The sequence below is a fragment of the Exiguobacterium sp. s142 genome (genome assembly GCF_018618455.1).
GTDB classification, from domain to species: domain Bacteria; phylum Bacillota; class Bacilli; order Exiguobacteriales; family Exiguobacteriaceae; genus Exiguobacterium; species Exiguobacterium aurantiacum_A.
The window spans coordinates 64711-85639 of sequence record NZ_JACSMB010000013.1; the positions used below are offsets into that span (position 1 = coordinate 64711).

18 protein-coding genes are annotated in these 20929 nt (G+C 53.9%); 9 read left to right on the forward strand and 9 right to left on the reverse strand.

Annotated features, from left to right (window positions below):
- Positions 1–19 precede the first annotated feature (19 nt).
- The 8 genes from KNP77_RS11745 to KNP77_RS11780 form a co-directional block, all read right to left on the reverse strand.
- Entirely contained in the window at positions 20–943 is a 924-nt protein-coding gene (locus KNP77_RS11745; RefSeq protein ID WP_214890953.1) for a CAP domain-containing protein, read from the reverse strand.
- 113 nt (positions 944–1056) lie between these two features.
- Entirely contained in the window at positions 1057–2292 is a 1236-nt protein-coding gene (locus KNP77_RS11750) for an exo-beta-N-acetylmuramidase NamZ family protein (RefSeq protein ID WP_214890955.1), read from the reverse strand.
- Between the two features lie 191 nt (positions 2293–2483).
- Positions 2484–3242, reverse strand: a complete 759-nt coding sequence (locus KNP77_RS11755) for an ABC transporter permease (protein WP_214890956.1) — start codon at positions 3240–3242, stop codon at positions 2484–2486.
- Positions 3242–4090, reverse strand: a complete 849-nt coding sequence (locus KNP77_RS11760) for an ABC transporter ATP-binding protein (protein WP_214890959.1) — start codon at positions 4088–4090, stop codon at positions 3242–3244. The genes KNP77_RS11755 and KNP77_RS11760 overlap by 1 nt, the downstream gene beginning before the upstream one ends.
- The gene (locus tag KNP77_RS11765) at positions 4087–4293 is read right to left on the reverse strand and encodes a PLD nuclease N-terminal domain-containing protein (RefSeq protein ID WP_083274089.1); all 207 of its coding nucleotides are present in this window, start codon (positions 4291–4293) and stop codon (positions 4087–4089) included. The genes KNP77_RS11760 and KNP77_RS11765 overlap by 4 nt, the downstream gene beginning before the upstream one ends.
- Positions 4294–4404: 111 nt before the next feature.
- Positions 4405–4818 carry a universal stress protein gene (locus KNP77_RS11770; protein WP_070328552.1) on the reverse strand — a complete coding sequence of 138 codons (414 nt, stop codon included), beginning with the start codon at positions 4816–4818 and terminating at the stop codon, positions 4405–4407.
- A gap of 132 nt (positions 4819–4950) precedes the next feature.
- On the reverse strand, positions 4951–5364 hold the full coding sequence (locus KNP77_RS11775; protein WP_070328553.1) for a universal stress protein: 414 nt from the start codon (positions 5362–5364) through the stop codon (positions 4951–4953).
- Positions 5365–5380: 16 nt separating this feature from the next.
- On the reverse strand, positions 5381–6862 hold the full coding sequence (locus tag KNP77_RS11780) for a SulP family inorganic anion transporter (RefSeq protein ID WP_214890961.1): 1482 nt from the start codon (positions 6860–6862) through the stop codon (positions 5381–5383).
- 233 nt (positions 6863–7095) lie between these two features.
- Between KNP77_RS11780 and KNP77_RS11785 the strand changes: the two genes are divergently transcribed.
- The 7 genes from KNP77_RS11785 to KNP77_RS11815 all read left to right on the forward strand — a co-directional run bounded on the left by KNP77_RS11785 (position 7096) and on the right by KNP77_RS11815 (position 13461).
- The gene (locus tag KNP77_RS11785) at positions 7096–7413 is read left to right on the forward strand and encodes an ArsR/SmtB family transcription factor (RefSeq protein WP_070328555.1); all 318 of its coding nucleotides are present in this window, start codon (positions 7096–7098) and stop codon (positions 7411–7413) included.
- 13 nt (positions 7414–7426) lie between these two features.
- Positions 7427–7786 carry an arsenite efflux transporter metallochaperone ArsD gene (gene arsD / locus KNP77_RS11790; protein WP_131456514.1) on the forward strand — a complete coding sequence of 120 codons (360 nt, stop codon included), beginning with the start codon at positions 7427–7429 and terminating at the stop codon, positions 7784–7786.
- Positions 7787–7800: 14 nt separating this feature from the next.
- The gene (gene arsA / locus KNP77_RS11795; protein WP_251139056.1) at positions 7801–9558 is read left to right on the forward strand and encodes an arsenical pump-driving ATPase; all 1758 of its coding nucleotides are present in this window, start codon (positions 7801–7803) and stop codon (positions 9556–9558) included.
- The gene (locus tag KNP77_RS11800; protein WP_214890965.1) at positions 9555–9833 is read left to right on the forward strand and encodes a Fe-S cluster assembly protein HesB; all 279 of its coding nucleotides are present in this window, start codon (positions 9555–9557) and stop codon (positions 9831–9833) included. The genes arsA and KNP77_RS11800 overlap by 4 nt, the downstream gene beginning before the upstream one ends.
- Before the next feature lie 30 nt (positions 9834–9863).
- Positions 9864–11150, forward strand: a complete 1287-nt coding sequence (locus KNP77_RS11805) for an arsenic transporter (RefSeq protein ID WP_070328559.1) — start codon at positions 9864–9866, stop codon at positions 11148–11150.
- Positions 11151–11164: 14 nt separating this feature from the next.
- Positions 11165–12823, forward strand: coding sequence for an FAD-dependent oxidoreductase (locus KNP77_RS11810; protein WP_214890967.1), 1659 nt, complete (start codon positions 11165–11167; stop codon positions 12821–12823).
- Between the two features lie 68 nt (positions 12824–12891).
- Positions 12892–13461: a hypothetical protein gene (locus KNP77_RS11815; RefSeq protein ID WP_214890968.1), complete on the forward strand. Its 570-nt coding sequence runs from the start codon at positions 12892–12894 to the stop codon at positions 13459–13461.
- A gap of 29 nt (positions 13462–13490) precedes the next feature.
- Here the strand turns inward: KNP77_RS11815 and KNP77_RS11820 are convergent, their stop codons facing one another.
- Positions 13491–14621, reverse strand: a complete 1131-nt coding sequence (locus tag KNP77_RS11820) for a GGDEF domain-containing protein (protein ID WP_214890969.1) — start codon at positions 14619–14621, stop codon at positions 13491–13493.
- A gap of 209 nt (positions 14622–14830) precedes the next feature.
- On the opposite strand from KNP77_RS11820, the gene pulA reads away from it, so the two are divergent.
- Both pulA and KNP77_RS11830 read left to right on the forward strand, forming a co-directional pair.
- Entirely contained in the window at positions 14831–17749 is a 2919-nt protein-coding gene (gene pulA / locus KNP77_RS11825; RefSeq protein WP_251139058.1) for a type I pullulanase, read from the forward strand.
- 226 nt (positions 17750–17975) lie between these two features.
- Positions 17976–20822, forward strand: coding sequence for a sensor domain-containing protein (locus KNP77_RS11830; RefSeq protein ID WP_214890970.1), 2847 nt, complete (start codon positions 17976–17978; stop codon positions 20820–20822).
- The last annotated feature ends 107 nt before the right edge of the window (positions 20823–20929 follow it).

Genomic DNA, 20929 nt, shown 5'->3' on the forward strand with positions numbered 1-20929 from the left:
TGGGGCGATCCTCCATTTTTCATTTCGTCAAAAACACTTGGACATGAATCGTCGAGCCTTGTGCGTTTTTCGCTGTGCCGACCCCGAGATGCGTGAAGCGGCCGTTCAAGATGTTGGCGCGGTGCCCGCTCGAGTTCATCCAAGCGTCGACCGCTTGGCCAGGGTCGCTCGACCCCATATAAATATTCTCGCCCCAGCCACGATAGCTGACATTGTAGGCGTCGAGCGTGTCACCCGGGCTGCCGTTCTCACGGAGTTGGTGCGAGAATTGACCGGTCCGTGCCATCTCATCGGCCCGGACTTGGGCGACGCGGTTCGCTTCGCTCGAGGCGGCGAGCGTTGTCAGGCCAGCCGCTTGGCGCTCTTTGTTCGTCTCGCTCAAGACGCCGCTCGCGGGAGCGGTGAACGTGACGTGTTTCGCCATGATGTAACCGGTCTTCGTCCCAATCGTCGCCTTGTACCAACGTGTCGAGCCGGTATAACGGTATGAGCTCGTCTCGAGCTTTACACCTTGGCGGAGGAAAGCGACGTTCGAAGACGTCGTGAGCGATCGTGATTTCAAATAGACGCTCGACGGGGCGACGTAAGCCGTTTTCTTGAACGCGACTTCCGCCGTCGATAGTTTGACGTAAGCGGCCGGGACGTAGGCGACACCAGCCCCCCATTGAATTTTGTACCACTTTGATCCGCCGACGGTGAACGACGTCCGGACGGTCATCGTTCCGTAACGCTTGATCGAGCCGAGTCGTGCTGCTGAAAGCGACGGCGTTTTGCGGACCGGGAGCTGGCTGATGCCCGTGACCGAACCTTTCGTGTTGATTGCTGTTTCTGTATACGCCGCTTGGACGGTGGCCTGTTCGAGCGGGAGTGAAGCCGTCGACGGGGTGAACGTGAGCGCCGCGGCGAGTGCGCTTGATACGAGGATGGTAGTTGGTTTTTTCAAGAGGGAAGTCTCCTTTTCCGATAATATAACCATATAATATATTGAATAGGGCAATAGTGGGTATTACCATTGGATTACAAATAAGGGCAGACTCAAAAGAGCCTGCCTTCGTTTCATTTATACAGAAGATAATCTTTACGAATCGGTAAGAACGCGTCGCGCTCGGCGTCGACTTTATCCATGATCGCCTCAAGCGACTCTCCTTCGAGGATCATGTCCTTCACGTAGGCGTTTCCGGTCAGCTTCGTAATGAAGTCGTTCGCGAGGAACTCGAAGTCGTCCGGGTACAAGTCGTGCGCCACTTTCAACATGGCGATGCCGGTCTTGACCGCTTCGAACTTCGTCGGTTCGGTGACGTACACTTCGACGCCGTGCGATAGCTTGCCCGCATTCTTCGAGAACGTTGGTGTGAACGAGGCGGCGCGGAACGTGACACCTGAAAGGTCGAGCGCGTTCAGCGTCTTGGCGTACTCGTGCGCGTTGATGTACGGGGCGCCAATCAATTCGAACGGTTTCGTCGTGCCGCGCCCTTCGGACAGGTTCGTTCCTTCGAACAGTCCGGTCGCCGGATAGACGTTGACCGTGTCGGTCGTCGGCATGTTCGGTGACGGCATGACGAACGGGAGGCCTGTATCTTCGTACAGCATCGAGCGTTTCCAGCCTTTCATCTTGACGACTTCGAGGTCGGCTTGAAGTTGGTATTCACGGTTGAACAGACGTGCGAGTTCACCGACGGTCATGCCGTGTTTGAGCGGGATCGGGTACAGGCCGATGAAGCTTGAATAGGCCGGATCGAGCACCGGTCCTTCGACACGGGGGCCACCTTGCGGATTCGGCCGGTCGAGGACGACGAACGGGATGTCATTCTCGGCCGCAGCTTCCATCGCGTACGCCATCGTATAGATGTACGTGTAGTAACGGGTGCCGACGTCTTGGATATCGAAGACGAGCACGTCGACGTCTTTGAGCATCTCAGGCGTCGGTTTTTTCGTCGCCCCGTACAAGCTATACACCGGAAGACCGGTCACGTCGTCGATATACGAACTGATCGTCGAGCCGGCCTGGGCATCACCGCGGACGCCGTGCTCCGGTCCGTACAGTGCCGTCAGTTCAAAATCGTCCGCGTTGTGAAACAAGTCGACGATGCTCGTCATCGTGGCATCGACACCGGTCGGGTTTGTGATCAGCCCGACGCGTTTACCGGCGAGCAGTTCCGGGTTGTCCATCAACCGGTCGACCCCGAGTTCAACTTTCGGTTTCTTCGGTGTCGACTTGGCATCGGCGTCGAGCAAGACGACGGATGAGGTCACGAGCGTCAGGGCAGCGAGGCCACCAATCCATTTCTTCATAAGAGTTCCTCCTTTAGGAAATGTAAGCGCTTTAACGATTGCTCAAAGTGTAGCATTTTGTATTTATAATTCGATAAAATCTATCGTAAATAGGAAATTAGATTTCTTTATTTGATTCGTTATACCTAAAAAAAGCCACCGGTTTCTCGGTGGCTTATGAATCAATGGACGGCGAAAATGCCAATCAAGGGTCAAGAGGAACTACTCAAAAATAATAAACGCTTGGATGCGATAACCAACGCCAGCCCGATCAAGACAATGCTAGTGACGAGCGGCCACGTGACACTGATATCTTCGATCAACGCTTGACCCGACAATCCGCCAAGGTTCCAAGGCAACCAGTCCCAATCGATCCAACTGAGCAGGGGCGATAAGACGAAGTGGACACCGAGTGTGATGACGAGGGCGACGAGTCCGCTCTCGAGCAGCGCGGCGAATAAGAAGAAGATCGACAGCTGCACGACGAAATGGACGATCAATAGACCCGTGGAAATGAGAAAGTCCGTCACATCGAACGAGTCGAACAAGATGACCGTATAATAGGCGGCTGTGCCTTGGGCGAGTAAGATGGAAACAGCGGAAAGTAACGTGTAGTGTGCCCATTTACTCATGACGATGCGAGAAGCCGGAATGTTGAGCGACTTGAGCCAAGCGAGCGTACCGAGTGTACGTTCTTGGCTGAACGTATGCATTGCCGACAGCAAGACGACGAGCAGGCCGATCTGTCGCAGCTGCTCGCTGACCGATAAGAGTACTTCGGCCGGTGTCGGCGTCGGGATCTCGATGACGGTCCCGTCCGGCAAGTTGCCGCCTGACGCTAAAATGTCTGGTAAGAAGTAGAGCGTGAGCGGCTGCATCGCAGCGAGCAACATCAGGGCGACCGGCACCCAAACGAGCCGTTTATTGCGCCACGATTCTTTCCATTCTTGTTTAAAAATGGCCGTCCTCATTAAGCGTTCACCTCCAAAAACAGCGATTCGAGCGACGGATGACCGACGTGGAACGATTGGATCATCAGTCCTTGGGCGAGGACGCGTTGCAGAATCGCCCGCTCGGACATCGTTTTATCGGTCGTCTCGAACGTCCATGTCGTCCCCGTCCGCGAGACACGGACGACACCCGCGAGCGCGCTCCAATCGTCTTCCGTCGTCATGTCATCGAACAGGCGAAGTTGGATGGATGATTTGGCCCCGAGCAAATCGGTGACGGTGCCTTCCATGAGCAGGCGTCCTTGCCGAAGCAGGAGCACCCAGTCGCTCGCCTCCTCGGCGTCAGGGAGCACGTGCGTCGAATAGAGAATCATCCGCTCGCGCTTCAAGTCACTCAAGAGATCGAGCACTTCCCGGCGGCCGCGCGGGTCGAGCGCCGACACCGGTTCATCGAGCAACAATAGTTCCGGGTCATGGACGAGCGCTTGGGCGATGCCGAGCCGTTGCCGCATCCCGCCTGACAAGTGCGCCGCCGGGCGGTCGACCGGGTCTAAGCCGACGCGTTTTAAGAGGTTCAAGGCGTCGACGCCGGTCGTGCCCGTCAAGTCGGCCGCATATTTAATCGTCTCGACCGGTGTGAGGGAAGGGTAAAGTGCCGGACGTTGCGGTAAATAACCGACCCGGATCGTGTCGTGACCCTCGATCTGTCCGGACGTCGGCGTCGTCACACGGGCGATCATGTTGAGGAGCGTCGTCTTGCCGGCCCCGTTCTCGCCGAGGAGCGACGTGCAGCCCGGGCGCAGCGAGAAGCTGACGTCATCGAGCGCGGTGAACGTGCCGAATCGTTTTGTGAGATGGCTCGCATTCATTGTTTTGTCCGTCCCCAGAGGAAATAGACGATCGGACCGAGGATGTTGATAAAGACGATGACGAGGAGCCACACCCATTTTGGTCCGTTCGTTTCAGGTCGCTTGAATAAATCGATCATGGCGACGACGAGAAGAATCAGCTGAAGTAATAATAAAGGCAGTAAAATTAATAGTAACGTACCCGGGTCGTTCATAATTTCCATAAAATTTCCCTCCTTAGTTAGCTGTGTATATACTAGTTGATTCCACACATAGGACGTTGTTCCTGTATAAGACACAAAAAATCCCTTTCTCGAGTCGAGAAAGGGGAGGGCTTATTTGACGATGATGACCGGTGCTTGCGCCCGTTTGGCGAGTTTGTGGCTGACACTGCCGAGGACGAACTCTTGGAACGTATTGAGGCCGCGCGAGCCGACGACGATATATTCAAACGGATCGCGATTGGCGTATTTGACGAGCTCGACGTCCGGTTCACCGCGGAGTTCGACGTATTCATAGGCGATGCCTTCCGCTTCGATCGTATCGAACAGCGGTTGCATCATGCGTTTTCGTTTCGCTTCGAGATCAATCTTGCCGGTCGAGTGGAGCGCGGCCTCTTTCGATTCTTTCGAACTGACGACGTGAACGATATCAATCGATGCGTCTGACGCTTTTGCGAGTTGGATTGCCTTTGTTAAAGCCCGTTTCGAGTGATCCGAGCCATCTGCCGCTAAAAAGATTTTACCCATTCTTTCAACGCCTCCTCTTATACGCTTGCTACTACAAGTATATGCGATTTTTTATGAAAGCGCATTCGTAATTGTGTCGATTCGAGATACAGAAAAAAAGGAAGTGAACGCTGAGGTTCACTTCCTTTTTGATTATCGGACGATGACGACCGGCGCGAGCGCGCGTTTGGCGAGCTTATGGCTGACGCTGCCGAGCACGAACTCTTGGAACGTGTTCAAGCCGCGCGAGCCGACGACGACGTATTCGAACGGTTCATGGTTCGCATACTTGACGAGCTCAACGTCCGGCTCACCACGGAGCTCGATATATTCGTACTCGAGTCCGGCTGCTTCGATCGCTGTGAAGAAACGTTGCATCCGCTGCATCCGTTTCGCCTCCAGGTCGATCTTGCCTGTTGATTGCAGGGCACTTTCTTTTGACTCTTTCGAGCTGACGACGTGAACGACATCGATTTTGGCGTTCGAGACTTTCGCGAGCTCGATCGCTTTCGCGGTCGCGCGCATCGAATGGTCCGATCCGTCAACGGCTAAGAAGATTTTTGTCATGTGAATCCCTCCCGAATTAATGTCCGATGCCCGCATCTTGTTGTTTCAAGTGAAGCGCGAGCGTATTGAGCAGCTTCTCTGAATCTTTGTTCAAGTTCAACAGTTCTGGCTCGATCCCGTGCACACGGTATTTGAAGACGACTTTGTCGATGGCGCCGATGGCCGAATCGTCCCAAAGGTGTGTGTTCGAGAAGTTGATCGTCACATGTTTGATGTCTGCTTCGATATCTTCTTCGACATCGAATTGGTTGACGAACTCAGACGTTGATGCGAAGAACAATTGACCGTTCACGACGTAGTGGGCGTGGTCGGCTTCGACGTTGCGGTCGAGTTCGACTTTCGAGATTTTCGCGGCGAACAAAATCGCAGCTGTTAAAATCCCGGCGAACACACCGATTGACAAGTCGTGCGTGAGCACAGTGACGAACACGGTGACGAGCATGACGACCGTATCCGATTTTTGAGCCGTCCGGAGCGTCTTGAGCGAGCCCCAGTCAAACGTCGCATAGGCGACGAAGAACATCACACCGACGAGGGCGCCGACCGGAATGAGCATCAAGATGTCGCTCATCGTCATGATCATGATGAACAACGCGAGTCCAGCGACGAACGTCGATAGACGACCACGTGCTCCTGACGAGACGTTGATGACCGATTGGCCGATCATCGCACAACCTGGCATCGCGCCGAAGAAACCGGCGATGATGTTGGCGATCCCCTGACCTTTTGACTCACGATTCTTGTTCGAATCCGTTCCTGTCATGTCATCGACGATTTGAGCCGTGAGCAACGACTCGATCAAGCCGACGAAAGCGAGCGAGGCGGCATACGGCAAGATGATCATGAACGTCTCGAGCGTGAATGGAACGTCAGGGAATAAGAATTCCGGCAACGTTGCTGAGATCGTTCCCATGTCGCCGATGTTTTTCGTATCGAGCCCCATAAAGACAGCAGCGAGTGTCATCGCGACGATGGCGACGAGCGGTGCCGGGATCGCGCCCGTGATGCGTGGGAACAAGAAGATGATGACGAGTGATGCGGCGACAATCACCCACATGATCCAGCTCTCGCCCTCAAATTGTGGAAGCTGGGCTTGGAAGATCAAAATAGCGAGGGCGTTAACGAAGCCGACCATGACCGCACGCGGGATGAACTTCATAAGACGCGCTATACCAAAGAACCCGAGCACGATTTGAATAATACCGGCTAAAATACCGGCCGCTAATAAATATTGGAGACCGTAATCTCGAACTAAATCGACAACGAGGAGCACCATGGCTCCGGTTGCAGCTGAAATCATTGCTGGTCGTCCACCCGCAATCGAGATGACCATTGCGATAATGAATGAAGCATATAGACCGACCATCGGGTTCAGTCCAGCGATGAGTGAGAATGCAATCGCCTCAGGGATGAGAGCGAGCGCGACGACAATCCCCGCAAGGACGTCAGCCCGGACGTTACCGAGCCATTCTTGTTTGACAGTATTCAATTTTTCCAAAAAGAACACACCTCTCTTTTATAGTAGTTTTAATTTTGACCTCCGAGTCTCACGAAGATCAAATGCGTCATTATATGAAGGAATAAGTTGAAACGATACATATTTGCACAACGTGTTTTATCATAGCGAACTTTTTCAGAAAAGACAATTGCAACTTGCAAAAAACTGTGGTAATTTCATAACGTAAAGGTTATATAACGGTTTTGTTATACATGGGGTAAAGGAGAATGACGATGCATACCGCAGAAGAACTGAGTAAAGTGCTCAAAGTGCTCGCCGACCCGACGCGGTTGACGATGTTAAAGCAAATGCAGGACGGGGAACAGTGTGCCTGCAGCTTCGTCGACTGCTTTGACATCTCGCAGCCGGCGATCAGCCGGCATTTGAAGATGATGCGTCAAGCGGGACTGCTGCTCGAGCGCCGGGACAAGCAATGGATCCATTATCGGTTGAACGAGGCGAGCCCGTTCTATTCGATCGTCGTCGATCTGCTCGGACAAGTCGAGATGATCGATGCGAGCTGTGACTGTGACGCCGAGTGTGCCATTTAAGGAGGAATAAACGATGAAACTTGAAGTATTCGAACCGGCCATGTGCTGTCCGACCGGACTATGCGGGCCGTCGATCGACCCGGAACTGACGCGGATCGCGACGATCCATTACGTGTTGAAACAACGCGGTTTCGACGTCGAGCGTTATAACCTCGCCTCGGAGCCGAACCGTTTCGTTGAAAACGCAAACGTGCAAGCCGAGATCACGAAAGGGCTCGACACGCTCCCGCTCACCGTCATCGATGGTGAGATCGTCAAACGCGGCGCCTACATGACGAATGAAGAGATCGCCGAACTGACCGGTCTCCCGGTCGCGGCGTTCGCGAAACAAGACGGCGAGAAACCGAAAGTCCGCATCACGCTTAAAAAATAAGGAGGCGCGTCATGATGAATCGCTTTGATTTTAATACGATTGAGCCGACCCGTTACATGTTTTTGACCGGGAAAGGCGGCGTCGGGAAGACGTCGACCGCCTCGAGCCTCGCCTTGACGCTCGCTGACCGTGGCAAGCGCGTCTTGCTCGTCTCGACCGACCCGGCAAGTAATTTGCAGGACGTGTTCGAGATGGAACTTGACGAGACACCGCGAGCAGTCCCGGGGACGGAGCTATTGATTGCGAACTTCGACCCGGAAGAAGCGGCAAAAGCGTATATGGAACGCATGGTCGGCCCGTATCGCGGCGTGCTCCCGGACGTCGCCATCCAGTCGATGGAAGAGCAACTGTCCGGTGCCTGTACGGTCGAAATCGCGGCGTTCGATCAGTTCACCGAGCTGTTGACGTCAGAGACGGCCCGTGACACGTACGACCATGTCATCTTCGACACGGCACCGACCGGGCATACGCTCCGGTTGCTCACGCTCCCGAGCGCGTGGGACGAATTTTTAGAGACGAACACGACCGGCGTCTCGTGCCTCGGTCCGCTCGCTGGATTATCAGACAAGCAACATCAATATAAACGGGCGGTCGAGACGCTCTCGAACGGAGACGAAACGACACTGTTGCTCGTCGCCCGTCCTGAGACGTCGACGCTCGTCGAGGCGAGTCGTGCCGCGATGGAACTCCACGCCATCGGGATCGAGCGGATGCAGCTCGTCATCAACGGTGTCGTCGATCCGGCGGAAGGCACGGACCGTTATACGAGACGGTTCATCGAGCGCCAACAAGACGCGCTCGCCAACTTGCCACAAGGCGTCGACACGCTCGAGACGTTCACGCTCCCATACGCTTATGAGAACTTGGTCGGCGTCCCGGCGCTACGCCGCTGGGTGAACGGGGAGACGGTCGCCGTGCCGGATATGACGTATGATGCGAGCCGTTACGGTTCGATCGATACGCTCGTCGATGAAATCGAAGCGGACGGTCCAAGCGTCATCATGACGATGGGCAAAGGTGGGGTCGGCAAGACGACGCTCGCCTCACTCCTCGCCGTCGCTTTGAGCGAACGAGGTCACGCCGTCCATTTGACGACGACCGACCCGGCGGCACACGTCGCCTTCACAATCGGTGAGGACGTGCCCGCCACGTTCACCGTCGACGCGATCGATCCGAAAGTCGAGATCGAAAACTATCGGGCCGACGTGTTCCATGAAGCGGGGGACATGACCGACGAACAGCGCGCGATGCTTGAAGAAGACTTGCGTTCGCCGTGTACGGAAGAGATTGCGGTTTTCCGCGCTTTCGCCGGTCAAGTCGCCAAAGCGAAAGACCGGTTCGTCGTCATCGACACGGCACCGACCGGACATACACTGCTCTTGCTCGACGCGACCGAGAGCTATCACCGTGAGCTCGAACGTTCGACCGGTGTCGTCCCGGAAGCGGTCCGCGAACTGTTGCCGAAGCTTCGTGACCCGAAACAGACGCACGTCGTCATCACGACGCTCCCTGAAGCGACACCGGTGTATGAAGCCGAGCGGCTCGTCACCGACTTGGAACGGGCCGGCATCCGTCCGTTCGCCTGGGTCGTCAACCAATCGTTCACACCGCTCGACGTCGAAAGCAAACTGCTCACGGCGAAAGTCGCGAGCGAGGCGACTTGGCTCGAACGGGTGAACGCGTATCCGCGTCCGACGTTACTCTCGTGGCAACAACACTTGCCGGTCGGCTATCCGGCGTTATCTCAACTATTGAAGGAGGAAGTCAAATGAACATCACGAATGAAGCGATCGATTTTATGAAAACAGCACTCGAGGATGAAGAAGTGAAATCAGTCCGGATTTGTACGGAAGCAGGGTGCTGCGGACCGACGCTCGGTCTTCACATCGCCGCTCCGGAAGCGACGGACGACGTGAAAGACTATGACGGCCTCACGTTCGCCGTCGCGAAAGACGCAGAAGCGATGGCGGAGAACGTCACGCTCGATGTCGAAATGACAGAAGACAGCGCAAGCCTGTTCTTACGCGGTCTTCAACAAACGTGCTAACAAAAATAGAGATTATTGGAGGAACTCATTGTGCAATGGATTGCTAGTATCATCTTTTTAGTGACGCTCTTCCTCATCATCAAGCAACCGAAAGGTCTCGGCATCGGTTACTCGGCGATGGGGATGGCGGCCATTGCCCTCATCACCGGGGTCGTCAATTTTGATGACGTCGGTACCGTATGGGGCATCATTTGGAACGCGACGTTTACGTTTATCGCCATCATTCTCATCTCGCTCATTTTGGATGAGATCGGATTCTTTGAGTGGGCTGCTTTACATATGGCTCGGATCGCCGGGGGCGGCGGTGTCAAACTGTTCGTCTACATCACACTTCTCGGTGCGCTTGTCGCCGCATTATTCGCGAACGACGGGGCGGCGCTCATCTTGACGCCAATCGTGCTCGCGATGGTAAGGGCGCTTAAATTACCGGACGCCGTCGTCTTGGCGTACGTTATCGCCTCGGGCTTCATCGCCGATACGGCAAGTTTGCCGTTCGTCGTCTCGAACCTCGTCAACATCGTCTCGGCCGACTTCTTCGGCATCGGTTTTGCTGAGTATGCGGCGCGGATGGTGTTCGTCAACGTGTTCGCCGTCGCCGGCAGTCTGCTCGTCTTGTACTTGTACTTTAAGAAAGACATCCCGAAGCAGTACGACTTGTCAAAACTTGTCGAGCCGAGCACGGTCATTAAAGACCATAAGATGTTCCGCTTGTCGTGGGTCGTCCTCGCGCTGCTCGTCATCGGCTACTTCACGAGCGACATCATCGGCATCCCGGTCTCGCTCGTCGCCGGTGTCATCGCCCTGTTCTTCCTGATCATGGCGAACCGTTCGCCTGCCGTGAAGACGGAGCAAGTCGTCAAAGGTGCGCCGTGGGCGATCGTCTTCTTCTCGCTCGGGATGTACATCGTCGTCTACGGTCTACAAAACGCAGGGCTGACACAAGTGCTCGCCAACTTTATCGACTGGTTCTCAGGTAGCGTGTTAACGGCCACGTTCGGGATGGGCTTCTTGGCCGCGATCTTATCGTCGGTCATGAACAACATGCCGACCGTCATGATCGACGCGCTCGCCATCGATTTGACGAATACGTCGGGTCAGATTCGCGAAGCGCTCATCTATGCGAACGTCATCGGTTCCGACCTCGGACCGAAGATCACACCGATCGGATCGCTCGCGACGCTCTTGTGGCTTCACGTGCTCCGGACGAAAGGACTTAAGATCGGTTGGGGGCAATACTTTAAAATCGGTATCGTCTTGACGATTCCAACGCTTGCCATCACGTTGCTCGGCCTGTATATCAGCTTACTACTATATTGAGGAGTGGATTTTCTATGAAGTTAGTCATCATCGGTTCAGTCGCTGCCGGCACATCGGTCGCGGCGAAAGCACGTCGTAACAACGAAGACGCACAAATTACGATTTACGACCGCGATTACGATATCTCCTACTCGGGTTGCGGGATCCCATATTACGTCGGAGGCGAAGTCGAGTCACGCGATGACTTGACGCCACGCGACGCCGCTTTCTTCAAAAAGCGTTACAACATCGATGTCATGACGCGTCATAACGTGACGGCGATCGACAAAGACGTGAAGACGGTCACGGTCGAAAACCTGGAGACGGGTGAGACGTTCACGGACAGCTATGACGTCCTCGTCCTCGCGACCGGCGCCTCGAGCATCGTCCCGCCGATCCCGGGCGTGAAGTCAGATAACGTCTTCCCGATCCGCAACATCCAGAACGCGGAAGCGACACGCAACTTCGTCGACGCGACGAACCCGAAACATGCGACGGTCATCGGGGCCGGCTTCATCGGTCTTGAGATGGCCGAGCAGCTCAAACTTCGTGGCATCGACGTCACGATCATCGAGCGCATCCCGCAAGTGATGCCGCCGCTCGACAAAGACATGGCGTGCCGCGTCGAGGACCACCTCGAGAAGAACGGCATCGAGCTGTTGCTCGGTGAGACCGTGACAGAGCTCGTCGGCGACGGTCACGTCGAACGTGTCGTCACCGAGAGTGGGAAAACGGTCGAGACCGACCTCGTCATCCTATCGGTCGGAGTACGTCCGAACGTTGAACTCGCGATGGCGATGGGCGTCCAACTCGGAGAGACAGGTGCGATTGCCATCAACGAGCGGATGGAGACGAACGTGGATAGCGTTTACGCTGCCGGCGACGTCGCGGAAAGCTTCTCACTCGTCACAGGCAAACCGATTTGGCGTCCGCTCGGCTCGACGGCGAACAAGATGGGTCGCGCGCTCGGCGACTTGATCACAGGTGGCGACCTCGAACACCGTGGCATCCTTGGCACAGGCATCTTTAAAGTGTTCGGCCTCGCGGTCGCGCAGACCGGTCTTTCAGAGCGTGAAGCGCGTGACTTTGGGTACGACGTCGAAGTGCTTCACAATACGAAACCGGACAAACCGTTCTATATGGGTGGGAAAGACATGACGATCAAAGCGGTCGCCGACCGGGCGACTCGCCAACTGCTCGGTGTTCAAATCGTCGGTTTCGAAGGTGTCGACAAGCGCATCGACGTGTTCGTCACGGCGATGACGTTCAAAGCGAAAGTTGATGACTTGTTCCACCTCGACCTCGCGTATGCACCGCCGTTCGCGACGACAAAGGACCCGGTCATGTATACGGGCATGGCGCTCGCGAACAGCATGGACGAATCGGCCCGTCTCATCACGCCGGCTGAGCTACAGCAGCGAATCGACGCGAACGAGGACATCCAGGTCATCGATACACGGAAAGCGGCGCAGTTTGAGAAGGCGTGCGTCGACTGTGCGGTCAACATCCCGCTCGGCAAGCTTCGCGAGGCGTCAAAAGACCTCGATAAAGACAAGCCGACGGTCGTCTACTGCAACGGCGGCGTCACCGGGAACGCAGCGCAAAACGTGCTCCGTAACCTCGGTTTCACCGACGTCTACAACTTGTCAGGCGGCAACAAGAACTATCAACTATTCAAAAAACACGGGAATTAACAAACAGGGCGTCCGAATCATTTTTTCGGATGCCCTGTTTTGATATGCTTATCAGTGAGGTGAATATCATGAACTACCGGATGTTGCATGAGAAGTTTGAGCGCCGGAAGCAGTGGCTCGTTTTTGAAAAAGAAGAAGTCGTCCGGCGGGTGATGATCCGTTATAAGGCACGGGTCATTCCGAAAACGGATATTATGGACCTCGTGAATGATGATCAGCTGTCGTATGAGCATATCTTCTGCTGTTTGACGATTGATGACCCGCGCATGCTCGACAAGATTTTCACGGCGAAGGAGAAAAAGGATCATCGATGGGAACGGGACGACAATGCGCGGCGAGGGATGGTATACAAACATAAAGACGAGGAACATCGTCGTTACAATCAACTGATCATTGATGAAATGGAAGGTCGCCGGCTCGATATCGTGCTCGAGAGTAAGGACGGGAAGTTCGTGACCGGTTTTTTGACGCGCGATATGTGTGAACAAGTAGGGTCTTATATTTATGCTCATACAGGCGGCGCGAAGTTCACAGGACTCATCCCGAGAGCGATGTGGCCGCCAGATGTGACGGACGAGGAGTTAAAACTGAGTTATCGCTGGTATTTGGAATCGTTAGACGAATTCAACAAATTGTGAACTAACCCCCGATGCGCTGACATCGGGGGTTAGTTCACTTGTTGCTGATTCCATTTACTGACCCGGTTGCGACCGCTACGTTTGGCGACGTAGAGACCGAGGTCAGATTTTTTGATGAGTTGTTCGGACGTGACGATCTTTGGTTCGGACGTACTCGTGACGCCGATCGAGACGGTGACATCGAGCTGCTTGCCGTCCGGAAGTGAAAACGGACTTTCCGCAATTTGACGCACGTAGCGATTGGCGATGACGAACCCTTGCGACAAGTTGCAGTCCGACAACAGCACCGAGAACTCTTCGCCACCGTGGCGACACACCATGTCATCGGCACGGGCCGTCTCGGTGAGCCGTTTGCCAAGCTCGATCAAGATGGCGTCACCGGCATCATGGCCATACGTATCGTTCACTGATTTAAAATGATCGATATCGAGTAAGAGCAGTGTGATGTCATAAGGACTCGAGAACACTTCCTCGTCGACGCGCTTCATCTCTTCCTCGAAGCGACGACGGTTGCCAAGACCTGTTAAGGCGTCGGTGTAGGCGGCTTCGCGATATTTGGTGATTTGCCGCTCTGACCGTTGGATTTTGCGGATGCCTCCATAGACGATATGAAGGACGAAACCGGTTGAATATCCAATCGTGACGAAAGCGATCAACGTATAGACGTACATTTTTGGATCGGCATAGGTACTAAAGTTTAAGAGCGAGAACAAAATGATAAATCCGAGGCTGATGGCGTTGACGATGCGGATGTCCCGCGTCGGTTTGATCCGCTCCCGGAGTTTCATATAGACGACTGCGGTTGTGGCCGCGACCGTATAGTCGAGAAAAACGATTAACAGCAACGTATCCGATATGATGAACGGGAGCAGCAGTATGCTCGAGACGTACGTGATCCGGACGCCTTGGAGGCCAAAGTAAAGGCCGGCAATGATGATGGGGACAAACCCGTACTGAAAGTCGGCTTGGGCGTTCCAGAGCACACCATGCAACGTAATGACGATCGTCAGGCCGGCGAGGAGTAGTGAAATCGTGATTTGCCGTCTTAACGGGAGCTTGCTCGTGAACCCGAGCTTCGTGAGGCGCGAGATCATATAAAGGCCGATCAGCAGTAAGCTGGCGTTGGCAATCAAGTTATTGATTAAATTGGTCATCGACATTTTAAAAATTCCTCCTCTATTTTCTATATTCGACAGATGAGGATAAAAAAGCAATCATTTTGTGATGGGAAAATGAGTTCGAACCAACAAGTGGCTTGATATGGGAAACGTTAGTTGTTTATTTAGAAAAGAATTGAAATTAAGGAAGCAAACGTTTACAATTTTTGTGTAAGCGTTTTCCTAAATTCATGCTACAAGGAGGGACCCACATGGTCAACAAACAATGGAAACCAGTATGGGCAGTTGTGCTAACGTTTGCACTGATTCTGTCGATGTTTCCGATGTCAGCGTCTGCCCTTGATAAAGAGTCGACACTAGTCGTCGTCCACTATCAAGAGGCGCCAGACAATCAAATGGATTGGAACTTATGGCTTTGGGCGAATGGCCCAGATTACTTCCCGAACAAAGGCTTCGCCTTTAACGGCGAGGACGATTACGGCAAGGTGGCGGCCTACGAATTCCCGGTCGACTCACCTGAACAGATCGGTCTCATCGTCCGAACGGACAATTGGGACAAGGATAAAGGGTCGGAAAACGACCGCCTGATCACGAAAGACATGATCAAGGACGGTGTCGCCGAAGTGTGGATCAAGTCGGGCGACTCGAAAATCTACACGTCGAACCCGGACGGGGAGACGGCGAAGACGGAAGTCGACATGAAAGTCCACTACTTCCGCTATGACAATACATACACCGACTGGGGTGTTTGGACGTGGCCGGACGGTGGCGACGGTCAAAGCATCAACTTTGATGAGACGGACGCCTACGGCGGTGTCGCGAACGTGAAGTTTGCGAATCCGGATGCGAAACAACTCATCGGTCTGATCACGAAAAAAGGCGAATGGTCCGACAAGGACGGCGAAGACCGCTTCGCGCTCAGCACGGCGAAAGAGATTTGGCTCGTCGAAGGTGATTCGACGATTTACTATTCAGAGCCAGAAATCGACCGCTCACCAAAAATCGTCTCGTTCGAGGCAAACACGTTCCGTCAGGCGGAACTAACGCTCAACCGCGCGATCGATGAGCAGTTCCTTAGTGAATTGAAGGTCGATGGCGCGGCAGTCGAGTCAGTCGAGAAGACTGGCGACAAATCGGTCACGGTAAACTTCAGCGCTGACCTCGACTTGGCGCAAGTCATCACGGCGTCGCACCCGACGTTCGGTGACAAAGTGCTGCAAGCAGGCGACGTGCTCCGGTCACCGGAATTCGATGCGAAGTATGCGTATAACGGCAAGCTCGGCGTCACATACAAGCAGTCGAAGACGAACTTCGTGCTTTGGGCACCGACGGCTCAAGACGTTTCACTCGAACTGTGGAACATGCCGAAAGACCGTCCAGCGAACGACAAGGATATTAAGAAAACGATTGCGATGAAGCGTGGCGAACGCGGCACGTGGACGGCTGAAGTCCGCGGCGACCTCGACGGCATCGGCTACACGTACAACGTCAAGCATGCGTCAGGCAGCGTCCGTGCGGTCGATCCGTATGCGACGGCGGTCGGCGTCAACGGGGACCAAGGGGTCATCGTCGACTTGAACGAGACGAAACCGAAACGTTGGAACTCGATGAAACCGAAGCTTCAAAACGCGACGGACGCGATCATCTACGAGACACACGTCCGTGACTTCTCAATCTTTGACGTCACATCGAACACGTACGATTCAGGAATTCGCTATAAAGGTAAATACCTCGGTGTCGTTCAACCGGGTACTCGCTTGATTGAAAACGGGAAGAAGACGGCGACGAAGACAGGCCTTGACCACGTCAAAGACCTCGGCGTGACGCACGTCCAGTTCATCCCGGTGTATGACTACAACACGGCCTCGGTCGACGAGACGAAACCGAACGCGACATACAACTGGGGCTATGACCCGAAAAACTATAACGCGCCGGAAGGCTCATACTCGACGAACCCTTATGACGCAAAAGTTCGAATCATGCAGATGAAAGAAATGATTCAAGGTCTCCACGACCACAACTTGCGTGCCGTCATGGACGTCGTCTATAACCATATGTTCGATGCGCAAGCCTCGAACCTTCATAAGATCGTACCAGGCTACTACTACCGTTACACGGCAGGCGGCGACTTCGCGAACGGGACGGGCGTCGGCAACGACACCGCGTCTGAGCGTAAGATGATGCAAAAACTCATCGTCGATTCAGTCGTCTACTGGGCGCAAGAATATCATTGGGACGGGTTCCGATTCGACCTCATGGGCATCCACGACGTCGAGACGATGAACCAAGTCCGTCAAGCGCTCGACAAAGTCGATAAATCGATCCTCGTCTTCGGCGAGGGTTGGGACCTCAGCACACCGCTCGACCCGGCACTGAAAGCGAACCAAAAGAACGCCTACAAGATGCCCCGCGTCGCGCACTTTAACGACAACATCCGTGACGGCTTGAAAGGCAGCGTCTTTATCGACACGGACAACGGCTTCATCAACGGCAAAGACGGTCTTGAGAACCGCATCAAGACGGGAATCGTCGGTGAGATCGACTACAATGCCGAGATCAAAGGCTTCACGAAAGAGCCGACGCAAGCGATCACGTACGTCGAAGCGCACGACAACCACACGCTTTGGGACAAGCTCGAACTCACGAATAAAGAGACGGCGGAAGCGGACCGGACGAAGATGCATCGTCTCGCGTCAAGCATCCTCTTGACGAGCCAGGGGACGACATTCCTCCACGCCGGTCAAGAGTTCATGCGGACGAAAGAAGGCGATCACAACTCGTACAAATCACCGGACCGCATCAACCAAATGGATTGGAAACGCGCCGCTGAACGTAAGGCGGACGTCCAGTACATGAAAGGCTTGATCGAGATGCGTAAACAAAACCCAGGGCTTCGCATGACGAAAGCGACTGACGTCAAGAAGAACGTCAAGTTCTATCGTTCTGCGCCAAACGTCATCACGTATTTGATCGATGACAAAGCGCCTGGCCAGAAGAAAGACTTGTTCATCACACATAACGCCAACGCAGAAACAGTCAAAGTGAAACTTCCGACAGGACAGTGGAACGTGATTGTCGACGGCAGTCAGGCAGGAACGAAGACGATCAAACGCGTCTCGGGCTATGTCGACGTGCCATCGTATGCGACGGTCGTCGTAAAACAACCATAATGCGCGAGACCACGGAGCACATATCCGTGGTCTTTTTTGCGTCATCATCGTGTGGAGGAGTAGGTTGACAGCACATTAAGACATGACATTTTTTTGAATATATGTATGTAATACGGTTCTTTTCCCTTATTTGCAAAATGCAGAAGCTCTTTCAACTAGTCAATCTTGTATAATCAAGTTAACACGTATCGAAACGTGACATTTGTCACACGAAGGAGTGATACACATGGGCTTCTTCCGTAATTGGAAGCATGTATTAGAATCAAACGTTGAGCAGGCCGAGCATGAGGGGAGAATCAATATCGATCCGTTATTGCTCGATCAATATCCTGACGCGGTGTACGTCCTTGATCGAGATTTGAACTTCGTCGACTCGAACGAAAAGTTGTCGCTTCTCTTTAGCGGGGAAGAGGAGCGTTTCGTCGATCCTGACTCCTGGCTTCCAAAACTAGAAAGCGAACGTGTTCACGCCTTTCATCAGCGGGCGCTCCATGGGGAGACGGTCCATTATGAACTGAAAGCGTTGAATGCGGACAAGCGACGCATTCATCTGTCGGTCACGAATACGCCGCTCTATACCGGCCGGGTCATCACCGGTCTGTACGGCGTCGTCAAAGACTTGACGACCCAGATGGAACTGCGCGAACGATACAATCGGATGAAAGTGGGACGGACGCTGTTCGAGCGCATCCCGGGTCTCATCCTGATCGAACTTGACCTCGAGTCCGGCGAGTTTTACCATTCACCGCAGACGGGTGAACTGCTCGGGTTATCTAAGCGGCAACTGGGAGATATGAAACGCGAACATTTCCGTAACATGATCCATGAGGATTACCGTCCAGAATTTGCGGCAGCCATCGAGACGCTCATCCACGATGCTGACGTGCAAGAGTATGAGACCCAAATCAAGGCGTTCAATCCGAAGCAACAAAAATATTTGGATTTGATCGTCAAAGTCGGAATGTCAAAAGATCGAAAATCGGTGACGTGGGCAATGTTTGACGTCACCAATTTGGTCAAAGTCGAAGAAGCGCTCACGATGGAGCAGTCCAAAGTGAAGCAGTTGTGCGAAATCGTCGACTCGGTCATTTTTGAACGTTATTTCGAGACGAAACAGTTTAAGTTTTTGACGCCGGGCTTCTCGCACATCTTTGGCTATACGGAAGACCAGTTCAACACACACCCTGACTATTGGCAGCGTGTCGTCGTTCCTGACGACGTGCCGAAAGTGAACCAAGCCCGAGAAGTGACGCTCAGCGGTAAACCGACAACGTTCTCGTATCGTATCTATGCGAAAGGCAATGTCAAATGGATCGAAGAGAACCGGGAACCGATTTTCTCTGAAGGCGGAATCGTCATCGGGTTTCGGACGCTCGTCAAAGACATCACCCAATTGAAAGAACAGCAACAAGAGATTTGGCGCCTCGCCTCGCTCGACCCGATCACAAACATGCCAAACCGTGAGTCGATCACAGGATCGGTCTATCAACTCACGCGCAAACGCGACCCGTTCACATTGTTCTCGCTTTCGTTCAACCGGATTGCCGAGATCAACAATACGTTCGGCTACGAGCTCGGTGACGAGTGGCGTGTCGCGACGGTGAACCAATTGATTCGTCTGTTGCCACAAGACGCCTTGCTCGGTCATCTCGATGCGGATAACGTCTTGATCGTGTTGCCGCGCCGGATGGAAGACCCGGAAGTGCTTGCGCTCGGGAAAGAGTTAGGAACGCTGTCGAAGCACCGGTTCCATATTGACGCGTATGACTTGTTCGCGCGAATCTCGATCGGCGTGAGCCGCTATCCTGAAGACGGGGCACAGGCGAGCGAATTGATCAAGCACGCATGCGTCGCCATGAACCGGGCCGATAAAAAGTTCGGGACGCAACTCGAACTGTATTCGTCGCAAATGGACATCGAGTCACTCAAACGCTACGAGCTGTTGCGCGATATGCGAGGTGCGCTTAAAAACAACGAATTCTATTTGATGTATCAACCGAAAGTGAACGCCTGGACCGGTCAAATCGTCGGAGCCGAGGCGCTCATGCGTTGGACGCACCCGACGTGGGGCTCGATCTCGCCGGCTGAATTTATTCCGCTCGCCGAGGAGAGCAGCCTCCATCTCGATTTGACGAACTGGTTGATCGAAGAGGTGTGCCGCTATATCACGTCGCTCAAACATCGAGTCCCGATCTCGATCAATGTCTCAGCCAAATACTTGTATCAAGAACGGTTTGAACGCGTGTTCGAAGATATGTTAGACCGCTTCCACGTCCCGGCGTCGTATCTCGAAGTCGAGATCTCGGAGACGTCACTGTTAGACGACGCCCAGCAGATCACACAAGCGTTCGAACGGTTGAACAACCTCGGTATCCCGATCGCGTTTGACGACTTCGGTAAAGGGTATTCGTCGCTTGCTTACTTACAGGCGTACAGTGCCCAGACAATCAAGATTGACCGTATCTTCGCCCATAACGTCAACCAAAGCCGAAAAGCCCAAGGCATCATCCGGAGTCTGCTCCTCATCGCCGAAGAGTTCGGGATGAACGTCGTCGTCGAGGGTGTCGAGATGATGGATGACTTGCTTCGACTCCGTGAGTTCGGTTGTCACGTCATTCAAGGTTTCATTTTCAGCCGACCGTTGCGAGAATCCGATTTTGAACAAGCGCTTGAAGCGGGAACGCTCATTCCGATCGAGGAGTACGTCGAGACGATCCAACCGTCGAACCGGTTGATCCACGCCGGCATCACGATCACGCGCCTGCGCAATCAAGCCGTCGCGGTTGGGACATCGCCGATCGTCATCATGAAGCGTGGATTTAAAGCGGTCGCCTTCTATGGCTCGATCCGGTTACCGGTCGATAGTGACATCAATCTCGTCATCTTGCTTGATGACGGGCAGCCGTCGCTGCCGATTCAAGTGACTCGATTGACCGAGCTTGCGAACGGATTGTATCAATATGAAGCGACGTACGAACAGACCGTCGAACTCGAGAAACGGTTGACCGCGCTCGAAAGTGACAAACCGCGCGGCTTCACGATTCAACAAGCGAAAGATTTAATCGAAAGATGAGACAAAGCGAGCCGGATTTGAACTGCACCCTGTCAAGTAGACAGTCGAAATAATAAAAATCGTTTAGACGGCTTCAGCCCTGAATTCTAATGGGCTGAGGCCGTTTA